Genomic DNA, 11887 nt, shown 5'->3' on the forward strand with positions numbered 1-11887 from the left:
GCGTAGCCGGTCGACGGGCGGTACCTCTGCGACCCAGAGGGACCGCCCGTCCTCATGTCCGGACGGGGTCCGGCCTCACGTTCGGACCGGGTTCAGCGCTTCGGCGCGGGCAGGTCCCCCGCCGCCAGGCCCCTCCCGGGCCCCTGGGCGGGGCGTACGTCCATCCGCAGGACTCCGCGACCACCAGGGCGGCCCAGCGCCCCCCGGGCCGCCTCCGAGCCGCTGACGGGTTCGGGGGCGGGTCCGGAGACGAAGCCGATCAGCGGTGCGATCCGCGTGTACACGCCCGGGCTGTCCGCCCGCCCGCAGCCGCGCCCCCAGGACACCAGACCGATCAGCCGCCCCTGGGCCACCAGGGGACCGCCGCTGTCCCCCTGGCAGGCGTCCTTGCCGCCCTCGCGGTCCCCCGCGCACACCATGGAGTCGGCCCGGTACTGACCGTCGGCGTCTCCCGGGTAGGCCCGCCCGCAGACCTCGTCCGCCAGCACCGTCACCCGGGCGGCCCGCAGCGCGTAGGCGTAGTCGCCGAAGCCGCTGGTGTCGCCCCAGCCGTATACGGCGGCCTCGGTACCGGCCCCGTAGGCCGGATGCCCGGAGTCGGCCATCGGCAGCACGTTCTGCGCGGCCACCGCTTCGGCCAGCTCCAGGACGGCCAGGTCGCCGGCATTGCTGGCCGGGTCGTACGCCGGGTTCACCCGGGCGGAACGCACCGCGATCTCCCGGCCCTCGCTCGCGCGCAGCTCCGTACGCCCGGTGATCACCCGGAAGTCGCGGACGGAGTCGACCGGGCCTCCCAGCACCTGGCGCCCCAGGCAGTGGGCCGCGGTCACCACCGTGGTCGGGGTGACGAGAACGCCCCCGCAGAACTGGCCGCCGCGCGTACCCCCGAACCGGTCACGGCTGGCGAGGGCCACCACCCACGGCGCATCGGCCACCTTCACCGGCTTCCCGCCGATCACCACGCTGTCCGCGGCCGCTCGCGGCGCCTGGAAGAGCGGCGCCGCCGCCGCTCCCGCCACCAGGGTCAGCGCTCCCGCCAGGACACGGGCAAAGGGACGACGCATGAGGCCTCCTGACTCCGAGTGTGCATGACTCCACTCAGAGTGGGACGCCCGGTGGCCGTGCGCACCCGCGCGGCCACCGGCGACGACCTGCGGCGAACCCCTCGCCGCGCCCGGTCCGTCCTAGTCGAGGTAGTCGCGCAGCACCTGGGACCGCGACGGGTGGCGGAGCTTCGACATGGTCTTCGACTCGATCTGGCGGATGCGCTCACGGGTGACGCCGTAGACCTTGCCGATCTCGTCGAGGGTCTTGGGCTGCCCGTCCGTGAGGCCGAAGCGCATGGAGACCACGCCCGCCTCGCGCTCGCTGAGCGTGTCGAGCACCGAGTGCAGCTGCTCCTGCAGGAGCGTGAAGCTCACGGCGTCCGCCGGGACGACCGCCTCGGAGTCCTCGATGAGGTCGCCGAACTCGCTGTCGCCGTCCTCGCCGAGCGGGGTGTGCAGGGAGATCGGCTCGCGGCCGTACTTCTGGACCTCGATGACCTTCTCTGGGGTCATGTCGAGTTCCTTGGCCAGCTCCTCCGGGGTGGGCTCGCGGCCCAGGTCCTGGAGCATCTGGCGCTGGACGCGGGCCAGCTTGTTGATGACCTCGACCATGTGCACCGGGATGCGGATGGTGCGGGCCTGGTCGGCCATGGCGCGGGTGATCGCCTGGCGGATCCACCAGGTGGCGTACGTGGAGAACTTGTAGCCCTTGGTGTAGTCGAACTTCTCCACGGCGCGGATGAGGCCCAGGTTGCCCTCCTGGATCAGGTCCAGGAAGAGCATGCCGCGGCCGGTGTAGCGCTTGGCGAGGGAGACCACGAGGCGCAGGTTGGCCTCCAGCAGGTGGTTCTTGGCCCGGCGGCCGTCCTCGGCGATGATCTCCAGCTCGCGCTTGAGCTTGGGCGCCAGCTTGTCCGAGTTCGCGAGCTTGTCCTCGCCGAAGAGTCCGGCCTCGATGCGCTTGGCGAGCTCGACCTCCTGCTCGGCGTTGAGGAGGGGGACCTTGCCGATCTGCTTGAGGTAGTCCTTGACGGGGTCGGCGGTGGCGCCGGCCACGGCGACCTGCTGGGCCGGGGCGTCGTCCTCGTCGTCGGAGATGACGAAGCCCTTGCTCTCGGCGCCTTCCTCCTCGTCCTCGGACTCGGCCTTGGCGGCGCCGGGGCCCTCTTCCGCCGTCTCGTCGTCGCCCGCCTCGTCGGCGTCCTTCTTGGCGGTGGTCTTCTTCGCGGCCGTCTTCTTCGCCGCGGCCTTCTTGGCGGGTGCGGCCTTCTTCGCCGCCGTCTTCTTCGCCGCCGCCTTCTTGGCCACGGGCTCGGTCGCGGTCCCCTCCGCGCCGGCGTCGACGCCGGTGTCCGTGTGCAGGGGATCCGGGTCCGCCGCCACCGCGTCCGGTGCCGCGACGGCAGGCGCCGGCGCCGCCACCGCCTTCTTGGCGACGGGCTCGGTGGCCGTCCGCTTGACGGGGGTCTTCGCTGCGACGCTCTTGCGGGTGGTGCGCTTGGGCGACTCCGCGGCACTGACCATCAGCGTCACACCCTCTTCCTCAAGGATCTGGTTGAGGCTGCGCAGGACATTCTTCCACTGGGTCGCAGGAATCTGGTCAGCCTCGAAGGCCCGACGCACGTCATCGCCGGCGATCTGCCCCTCGGCCTTGCCCCGCTCGATGAGCGCCATCACAGACTCGGAATCGGCGATCTCCGGCGGGAGCGTACGGGATGTGCTGGCCGACACGAACAACCTCTCGGAACGATGGAAACGGCTTCCGACCCCGGCCTGGTGGTGCTGGACCGGAGCCGACGACCACCGACTGGGGATGGGCCGGGGGCGCGGGCAGGGGCCGGGGAGCTGCACAGCACCCCCAAGGGCTGCTGTCTTCCCTCCGTCGGCCATCACCTCTTAGGTCATCGCGTGACCTCGCGGAGCGTTACGCCCAATCTTCGTGGCCCGAGTCACACCCGGATCGATGCCATGCCGGTCATACCGTTATTTCTGCCCGTCCGGTGTGCCCGAACACGCCCCGGTTCGCGGGCCGGACGACTCCCCGGAAACGGGGCCCGGAGGCCGGACCGGAGCCGGGAGGCGGCCGGGGCGCCCGGGGCCCGCACGGGGAGCATCGCTCCGCTGCCGCCGCCGCACCCTGCCCGGACTCCTTCCGGGGGTGCCGTCCGGGACCGGCGCCCCGTCGGCACGCCCGCGCCCGTGTGCTGCGGCGGGTCAGTGCTCGCGCGGGGCGGGGACCACGCGCTCGACTTCCGGATGCACCGTCAGAAGCTGGCGCATGGCGTTCTCCGCGCCCACCGCGTCGCCGGCGGCGAGGCACTCGACCATGCGCGCGTGGTGCGCGACGCAGGTCTCGCTGGGGCGGTCGCAGGAGGTGACGGGGCTGCCGGACACCTGCAGCGCGGCGGAGACGATGCCGGAGAGGTGCTCCAGCATGCGGTTGGCCGCGACCTGGATGAGCAGCGCGTGGAACTCGTTGTCCGCACGCGCGAAGGTGATCGAATCGCCCTGTCCGAGGGCGTGCCCCATGATCTCGACCATGTCGGCGAGACGCTGCTGGATCTCCGGGCGGCCGTGGCCGGCGGCGAGGCGGGCGGCCAGCGGTTCGATGGTCCAGCGGAGCTCACCCAGCTCGCGGCGCTGGTCGTCGCGCTGCGGGCCGAAGGCGCGCCACTCGATGATGTCGGGGTCGAGCAGGTTCCAGTCGGCGACCGGACGGACCCGGGTGCCGACGTTCGGGCGGGCGCTGACGAGGCCCTTGGCCTCCAGGACCCGCAGCGATTCGCGGACGACGGTGCGGGAGACCTCGAAACGCTGCCCGATCTCCTCGGGGACCAGCGGACGGTCCGCGCCGAGGTCGCCGGAAACGATCATCTGGCCGAGCTGCTGGACGAGTTGGCCGTGCAGGCCGCGGCCGCGGCTGCCCGCGGCGCGGCGGCCGACCCGGCTCAACTCGACGTCGGATCCGTCCCAGTGGGGCACTCCCACCCGGTCGGCCCCCGAGGCCTCCGGGTAGGGGTAGCGGTCGAGTTCGCCCGCGCCGGCGAGGCCGGAATCGGCATGGCGGGCGGCGGTCATCATGGTGTGCGCAAGGGTACTCACGAATCCTTTGTCGGCTGTGTCTCCGCGACCCTTGAGGTCTTTGGTGAAAAGCACACGAAAGGGTGATCGGTGCCACCTACGCAATTGACGACTTATCGTAAAGAACCGGGCCTTTTGCGGGGAGTTGCGGTCCGCCGGGCCTGATGTGAACCACAACGGTCCCGTTGGGTCCGGATCCACACCGGAACGATCACCAACGATCCCTCACAAACGGACGCGGCCGCGCAGTCCTGTGAACCCATAGGCGCACAACAGGACCATCAGCGACAACACCAGGGCGGTTCCCACCGGTTGGGCCATCACCCGGATCGCCCCGAGGACCACCCGGTCCGCCTCCGGCGGCCACTGCGCCCAGGCCAGACCGCGCAGCCGCTCCGCGAGTCCGGTGACCGGGTACGCGGACGGACCGTCCAGGGCCTTGCGCACCAGCGGTACGACCATCACCGGTACGGCGAGCACCGCGGCCAGGCCTGCGGCGGCCGAGCGGAAGACACCGGAGGCCAGGACTCCCGACCAGGCGCAGCCGATGAGCAGCCCCGCCCAACTCGCGCCCGGGGAAACCCACTCGGCGGGCGTACGGAGCGGCGCGCTGCCGAACACCAGCGTCAGGGCGGTGGCGTCGGCGGTCACGGCGAGGGCGCCGAGCAGCAGTGCGAGGGTGGCGCTGACGCCGAGTTTCGCCGTGAGCAGCCCGAGTCGGCGCGGGACGGTGCCGCGGTCGGCGGCGAGCGCGGGATAGCGGTACTCCTCGCCGAAGGCCAGGGCCCCGAGCAGTCCGGCGCCCAGCGCGGCGGGCGGCAGCGGGAGCAACTCGGGCCAGGCGGCGAGCAGCCGGTTCTGCGGAGTGTGGCCGGCCCGGGCCAGCACCAGGGCCGTGACGACGGAGACGGCGACGACGAAGGCGGCGGTGAGCACGGGGGTGGCGGTGCCGAAGATCCGGTGCAGCTCGTAGCGCAGGGGCCGCAGCGGGCCGCCGAGCCGGCGCACGGCCGAGGCCGGCCGCCCCGGGCGGGCGGGCCGAAGCCGGTCGCCGCCCGCTCCCGCATCTGCTCCAGCTCCGGCTGCCGACGCGGGCTGCGTTTGGCCGGCGGCCGCGCCGGGGGCCCCGGACGCGGCGCGGTCCCGGGCGCGCGGCAGCGACGGCTGGGCTCCGGCGTCGCCGGTCTCGTCGGCGAGCTGGTGGACGAGCACGCCGTGCCGGAAGGCGGCCTCGCCGACCTCGGCGCAGTTGCTGCCGTAGACGGACAGCCGGCTGCCGCTCTCCTCCACGATCTCCACCGTGCGCCGGGCCGCCCGCGCCTCCCGGCCCAGGACGTCGGCCAGCCGGGCGGCGTGCGGAGTGCGCACGGCGACCCGCGGCCGCAGCCGGGTCCGGGCGAACTCGGGGGCGTCCTGGTCCGCGACGAGCCGGCCCGCCTCGATGCTGACGACCCGGTCCGCGCTGCGGGCGGCCTCCTTCGCGTCGTCGGTGGTGAAGAGCACCGCGCCACCGAGCGAGGCGTGGCCGCGCAGCAGCCCGTGCAGCCAGCTCCGCTCACGGGGGGACAGCCCGGCGGTGGGCTCGTCGAGGAGCAGAGTGCAGGGATCGGGGAGCAGTGCGGCGGCCAGCGCGACCCTGCGCTCCATGCCGAGCGAGAGCGAGCCGAGCCGCTGGTCGCGCAGTCCGGCGACACCGACGATCTCCAGCATGGCGTCGGCCCGGGCGGCCGGCACACCGGCGGCGGCGCAGAGCATCCGCAGCTGACCGCGCACCGTGCGCGAGGGGTTGCCGGGGAGGTCGCCGAGGAGCACGCCGACCTCGCGGCCCGGATGCGGGATCCGGTGCAGGGGGCGCCCGCGGAAGTAGGTGACCCCGCGGCCCGGTTCGAGTTCGAGCATGAGCCGCAGCGCGGTGGTCTTGCCCGACCCGGGCTCGCCGAGCAGTGCGGTCACGCTCCCGGGGCGGGCCTCGAAGGTGAGGTCGTCCACGAGGGGCGGGAGGTTGCGGCGGGGGGTGCTGGTGAGTCCGATGGCCTGGAGCATCGCTTCTCTCGCGGGGGGTGAGACCGCTCTGCGGCAGGGTGATTACCGCCAACAAGATAACGCGATATGTCCGATTTACGACGTAGCCCGTCGCACATCTCATCCGTGTCGGCGCCCCGCCTCGGGTGCGGGGCGCGCGGGCCTCAGACTTCCGGGCGCAGCATCGGCGGGTTGAGCAGGGTGGCCCCGCCGGCCCGGAACAACTGGGCGGGGCGGCCGCCCTGACGCGTCGTGGTCCCCCCGGCCGGGACCAGGAACCCGGGGGTGCCGGTGACCTTGCGGTGGAAGTTCCGCGGGTCGAGGGCGACTCCCCAGACCGCCTCGTAGACCCGGCGCAGCTCGCCGACGGTGAACTCGGGCGGGCAGAAGGCGGTGGCCAGCGAGGAGTACTCGATCTTCGAGCGGGCCCGCTCGACCCCGTCGGCGAGGATCTGCTCGTGGTCGAAGGCGAGTCCTGCGCCGGTCCGGCCCTCCGTGGAGAGGAGCTCGTCGACGGGGGCCCAGCGCGCGCTGTTGGCATCGCCGCCGGCCCGGGGCGCGGGCAGGTCCGGAGCCAGCACCAGATGCGCGACGCTGACCACGCGCATGCGCGGATCCCGCTTCGGATCACCGTAGGTCGCCAGCTGTTCGAGGTGCGCCCCGTTGCCCACGTCCGGAGCGGCCGGGTCGTGGGCGGACAGACCCGTCTCCTCGGACAGTTCGCGGGCCGCGGCCGCGGCCAGGTCCTCGTCCCCGCGCACGAAGCCGCCGGGCAGCGCCCAGCGTCCCTGGAACGGCTGCTCGCCCCGTCGGATGACCAACGCGCAGAGCGCATGGCCCCGCACGGTGAGCACGACCAGGTCGACGGTGACGGCGAAGGGCGGAAAGGCCGACGGGTCGTAGGGCGACATGCCGCGATCATAGTCGTCTGCCTGACGATAAACAGAGCTTTGGGGATCTTCGGGCTCCGGAACCGGAAGCCCCGGCCGGATCCGGCCCGGCCGGCGGGGCGCCGCCTATCCGCCCAGTTGCAGGGCATCGGCGGCCTCCTCCACCATGCCCAGGCCCAGACGGCTGATCCGGACGGCGAACGGCTGCCCCGAAACCCGCAGCCCGGAGAGGCGGAGCCCGCCGAGCGGAGCGCCGGGGAGCGGTACCAGGGCGACCGTACCGGCGGGGGCGTCCGGGCGGATCCCGGCCAGGGCGGTCAGTGCGTGGATCCCGGCGGCGGCCGCGACCGCAGCCGGCCGGCAGGCCGCCGGATGCGGAAGCGGAGCGCTGCCGACGGTGCGCTGCTCGGCCGCGTACATCTCCGGGAGGCGGTAACCGAAGGACTCCGCCGCGTCCAGCAGGCCCCGCAGCAGTCCCGTGGCCTCCTTCTCGAAGCCCGCCTGGGCCAGCCCCGCCACGGCGACCGCGCTCTCGTACGGCCGTACCGCTCCCGAGCGGTACCCGAACGGGTTGTGCCCCGGCTCCCGCACCGCCATGCTGCGCAGTCCCCAGCCGGAGTCCATGGCGGGGGCTCCGAGCAGCCGGGCCAGCTGCTCGGTACGGACCCGGTCGAGCAGCCCGCGCGCGAGCCGGCCGCCACCGAGCAGCCCGGTGTCCAGCAGGTGGGCGGCGGCCCCCGTCAGCCGGGGCAGGGGCCGCCCGTCGGGATGCAGGGCCGCCGCGGGCCGGCCGCCGTCCGGGCCGTCGACCCAGAAGCGGGCTGCGAACCGCTCCCGCAGCGCGGCCGCCCGGTCCCGCCACTCCTCGGCTCCGGGGCGCCCGCACCCGGCGAGCAGGTCGGCCCCCAGCAGCGCGGCACGATGGGCGTGGGCCTGGGTTTCACAGCGCCGGGGTCCCGGATCGGGATCGGCCAGGAAGCCGTCCTCCCCGAAGGCGCCCCGGAGCCACTCCAGGCAGCGCTCGGCGGCGGGGAGCAGCTCGGCCACCTCCGCCTCGGGCATCCCCCAGAGCCGGGCTTCGGCGAGCACCGCGGGGAAGGCGAGCGTGGCCTCGGTCCCGGTGCATCCCGGGGGCAGCTGCGGCCCCGCTCCCCGGAGCGGCCCCGGGATCCTCCCCGCGTCGCCGCCCCGCCCCCCGGTCTGGGTCCGGGCCAGGATGCGCAGGGTCGCGGCCGCGAGCCCGGTGCCGAGCGGCAGCGCCATGCGGGCGGCCCACAGGGACTCCGCCGGGGCCAGCCCGAGCCGCCACGGCACTCCGGCCGCCGCGTAGCTGTCGGCCGGCGCCTTCGGGTCCCTGAGCAGCAGCGCGCCCAGGTCCTGCACGCTGGTGCGCAGCCATGCCTCGGCCCTCGGGTCGTCCCCCTCCGCGCGGACCTCGTCGGACAGTGGATTGGCCACCTGTCCGGCCGGGGCCCGGGCCCCTCGGTCCCGGGTGGTCCGCAGTTCGATGGTGCGGGATTCCCCGGGGCGCAGTTCGAGCTGCCAGCGCAGCAGCCCGGCCGAGGCCAGCGCGTCGTCCGGCGGCGGCTCGGCCGCGGTGACGGCCTGGGCCTCGCCCCTGGTCCAGCGCAGCCCGGCGGCGTGCACCGCCGCGGGCAGCTCCGGCCCGGCCCGGCCGGCGGCCACCTCGGCCAGCTCCGCCAGGTCCGTGCCGAGCGAGATCTCCACGGGGATCCGCAGGGGCCGGCCGGTGAAGCTGCGCAGGGTGATCCGCTCGGTGCCGTCGGCGTGCCGGATCCGCTCGACCCCGACGTCGGGATCGGGCCCGGGCTCGGCTCCGGTGCGGACCGTCGCGGTGAAGGAGGCCCGGTCGGCGCCGAGGCTGCGGCTGTGGACGGCGACGGGGTCCCGGCCGGCGACGCGCAGCACGCAGCGGGACAGCAGCCGGAGCCCGGCGCGGTAGATCCCGTCGGCCCCGCGCCCGGTGAGCTGGCCGTGCTCGGGCGAGATGACCACGCACGGCGCGGAGAGGCAGATGACGGCGCCGTGCACGGGCGGCAGGTCGGGTTTGCGGGAGGGGGCTGGGCGGGCGGGGGGTACGGGGTGAGACATGGGTCGCCTTGTCTGCGCTCCGGGTGGGTCGGCTGGGCGGCGGCGCGGCCGGGTCCCCACCACCCCCCAGCGCAACGCCCCTGCCCCCGCCCGGGTCACGGGCCCCGGTGGGGGCTGCGCCCGGCGGAGCAACGGCCGCCGCGGGGGCCTGCGCCGCGGAACCGCGAGCGCCGCTTCCCGCAGCCACCCCCGCACCACGAAGCCGCGGGCCTCCCCCGGGCCCCGCCACCGGCCCGCACGGCCGCCCCGGCCCGGGTCTCCGCAGCTCACACCCGGGCTCCGGTCTCCGCAGCTCACACCCCGGCCTCCGGAGCCCCGGCCCCGGCCCCGGCCCCGGCCCATGGCGCCCGGGTGCACACCCCGGCCCGCACCGCCGCTCCGGCCACGCCCGATGTCCGCGTCTGTGCCCCGCCCGCGCATCACTGCTCGCTCCCCGAGGTGCTGCCGGGCTCACGGCGACCACTGCTCGTCCGACCCGCCCCGGCCGCCCCGGCCGCCCCGGCCGTCCTGCCCGGGCGGTCCGGGCGGTCCGGGCCGCCCGGCGGCCTGCTGGCGGCGGACGCCCTGCGGGATCCCGCGGGCAGCCGCCCCCGGCGCGGCTCCCGGCGCGGCTCCCGGCGCCGGCGCTCCTCGCGCAGGCACTGCCGCAGCCCCTCCGGGTCGATCCCCTCGTTGCAGGCATGGTGGAGGAGCTGCGCGAAGCGGTACCCGTCGTCCGCCCGCAGGGCCAGCCCCAGGGCGATCCTGGCCGTCGGCTCGTCCCCGGTGGACCAGGAGACCCAGCCCGCCAGGGTGAGGGGAGCCGCCGCGTGCTCCCCGTAGGCCCCGACGCAGCGCCGGGCCAGGGCCCGCCACAGCCGCAGGGCGGGGGCCGCCTCCTCGCCCTCCATCCACTCGGCGGCGATGTCGCGGATCTCGCGGTCCTGGAGGCCGAGGATGAGCGAGGCGGCCTCGTCGTGGGCCAGCAGCCGGTCGTCCCGGGCGTCGGCTCCGGAGCGGCCTTCGGCCGGCGGGGCCGAGGCCATGCGCTGGATCAGCGCGCGGGCGAGCAGGACCGTCTCGGCCCCCACCTCCTCCCGGCTGGCCCCGTCGAGGATCTTCGGCACCAGAGCGGCGGCCGCCCGGTCCAGGGCCGCCTCCATCTCCTCGGCCACCGTCCCGCCCAGCGGTGTCAGCCGGTGCTCGATCTCCCGGAGGGAGCCGCGGACCTGGAGGCCGGCGAAGGTGGCCGCGGCGGCCATCACCGAGGTGCCGGGGGCGGCCAGCGCGGTGCCCTCGGCGGGGCAGCACCGCTCGTCCGGGCAGCAGTAGGACCAGTACCGCCCGGCGGAGAGGCACAGGGCCTCCAGTACGGGGACGTCCAGGGCTCCGCAGGCCAGCCGGATCCGCTGCGCGAACGGGCGCAGCCGGGTCATCACCCGCTGCGGGCTCTCGCCGCGGCGCGGGTCCTGGCAGAGGAAGACGATGATCCCGTCGGGCCTGGCTCCGCGCCGCACGCTGCCGCGGATCAGACAGTCGGCGACCTGACGGGCGGTGTCCTCCCATTCGTCGGGGGCGGCGGGGATGCCCACGCGGAGCCGGCCGCCGAAGCGGCCGGCCTCCCCGTGGACGGCGACCATGACGAGGGAGTCACTCGGATGGAATCCGAGCATGTAGGGCAGTGCGTCGGCCAGTTCGGCCGGACTGCGCAGGGTGATCCGGGATGCGTCGACGCCCCCGGACAAACCGGCGGATGAGGTCGACGACTTGGACGGGGAGGACGAGGAGGACGAGGAGCCGGACGGGCGGGACGAGGGGTCGGACGAGGAGGACGAGGGGTCGGACGAGGGGTCGGACGGAACGTGTGCCGCTTCGTGGTTGTTGTTCGTCATGTCCCGAAGGTCCCGTGTCCGGCCGGATCCGGAAACCCCTGTGGATAACCCCGGCGGCAACCGCCCGACCCGGTCGCCGCTATCTCGGTTTCGTAGACTCGCTTGTGCCCGAACAGCCCGGCCAGCCGGTACGGCCCGGTGGTTTCCCGCGGCGCGGGATGATCTCCGCCGTCGACCGGAAAGGCCTGCTCATGGCGTTGCCGGTAGTCGGCGTAGCCGATGTCCTGGCGCCGGGCGATCGCCTCGCGGTGCTGCTCGGACCGCAGGTGCGTCCGGTAGCCCGGGACGGGGACCGCGGCGAAGAACTCGGCGACGCTGCCGGACCCGTAGCTGAGCAGACCGATGGGCCGCCCCGTCAGATCCCCGTCCGCGTCGTCGGAGTCGTCGGAGTCGTCGAGCAGTGCGGCCAGACCGAGGTACAAGGACGCGGTGTAGCTGTTCCCGATCACCTCGTTGTAGGCCGTCGTCCGGCCGACGGCCCGGACCACCTCGGCCTCGTCGACTTCCCGCCCGCAGCTCTCCAGCAGGGCCCGGTGCGCCTTGTGGGCCATCTTCGTGAACGGCTGGTGGTAGCAGAACGCGGCGAACTCCTCGTAGGAACGGCCGCCTTGCTCGGTGTAGTCCTTCCACGCACCCTCCATCGCCTGCAAGTACGCGGAGACGGACTCCTTCCCGTCGACCAGGGCGGTGGTGAGGTAGTTCGGCCGCCAGAAGTCCATGATGTCGGCGGTGAAGACCCCCGACGGCTCCTCTATGCGCACCAGGGCGGGATCCGCGCCGATCAGCATGGCCACCGCCGCGGCCCCCTGGGTGGCCTCGCCCGGCTGGTCCAGCTCGTACTTCGAGACGTCGCTCGCGATCACGA

Annotated in this window: 8 protein-coding genes; all 8 read right to left on the reverse strand. The window is 74.6% G+C overall.

The window, feature by feature from the left end; translation table 11 throughout:
- Positions 1-92 precede the first annotated feature (92 nt).
- The gene (locus ACWCP2_RS09165; RefSeq protein WP_450907934.1) at positions 93-1064 is read right to left on the reverse strand and encodes a S1 family peptidase; all 972 of its coding nucleotides are present in this window, start codon (positions 1062-1064) and stop codon (positions 93-95) included.
- Positions 1065-1184: 120 nt separating this feature from the next.
- Entirely contained in the window at positions 1185-2783 is a 1599-nt protein-coding gene (locus ACWCP2_RS09170; RefSeq protein WP_450907935.1) for an RNA polymerase sigma factor, read from the reverse strand.
- A gap of 477 nt (positions 2784-3260) precedes the next feature.
- Positions 3261-4202: a FadR/GntR family transcriptional regulator gene (locus ACWCP2_RS09175; protein WP_323188018.1), complete on the reverse strand. Its 942-nt coding sequence runs from the start codon at positions 4200-4202 to the stop codon at positions 3261-3263.
- Positions 4203-4352: 150 nt separating this feature from the next.
- On the reverse strand, positions 4353-6170 hold the full coding sequence (locus tag ACWCP2_RS09180; protein WP_450907936.1) for an ATP-binding cassette domain-containing protein: 1818 nt from the start codon (positions 6168-6170) through the stop codon (positions 4353-4355).
- A 143-nt stretch (positions 6171-6313) separates the two neighbouring features.
- Positions 6314-7060, reverse strand: coding sequence for an NUDIX hydrolase (locus ACWCP2_RS09185; protein WP_450907937.1), 747 nt, complete (start codon positions 7058-7060; stop codon positions 6314-6316).
- Between the two features lie 105 nt (positions 7061-7165).
- Entirely contained in the window at positions 7166-9151 is a 1986-nt protein-coding gene (locus ACWCP2_RS09190; protein ID WP_450907938.1) for an amylo-alpha-1,6-glucosidase, read from the reverse strand.
- A gap of 419 nt (positions 9152-9570) precedes the next feature.
- Positions 9571-11022, reverse strand: a complete 1452-nt coding sequence (locus tag ACWCP2_RS09195) for a DUF4192 domain-containing protein (RefSeq protein WP_450907939.1) — start codon at positions 11020-11022, stop codon at positions 9571-9573.
- The coding region (locus tag ACWCP2_RS09200; RefSeq protein ID WP_450907940.1) for a hydroxymethylglutaryl-CoA synthase at positions 11019-11887 on the reverse strand (869 nt) is incomplete at its 5' end. The genes ACWCP2_RS09195 and ACWCP2_RS09200, both read right to left, overlap by 4 nt.

This window comes from Streptomyces sp. NPDC002104 (genome assembly GCF_053593795.1).

Coding starts and splice junctions, on each gene's coding strand:
- ACWCP2_RS09165 (WP_450907934.1), bottom strand. CDS start 1,064: ATGCGTCGTCCCTTTGCCCGTGTCCTGGCGGGAGCGCTGACCCTGGTG.
- ACWCP2_RS09180 (WP_450907936.1), bottom strand. CDS start 6,170: ATGCTCCAGGCCATCGGACTCACCAGCACCCCCCGCCGCAACCTCCCG.
- ACWCP2_RS09185 (WP_450907937.1), bottom strand. CDS start 7,060: ATGTCGCCCTACGACCCGTCGGCCTTTCCGCCCTTCGCCGTCACCGTC.
- ACWCP2_RS09190 (WP_450907938.1), bottom strand. CDS start 9,151: ATGTCTCACCCCGTACCCCCCGCCCGCCCAGCCCCCTCCCGCAAACCC.
- ACWCP2_RS09195 (WP_450907939.1), bottom strand. CDS start 11,022: ATGACGAACAACAACCACGAAGCGGCACACGTTCCGTCCGACCCCTCG.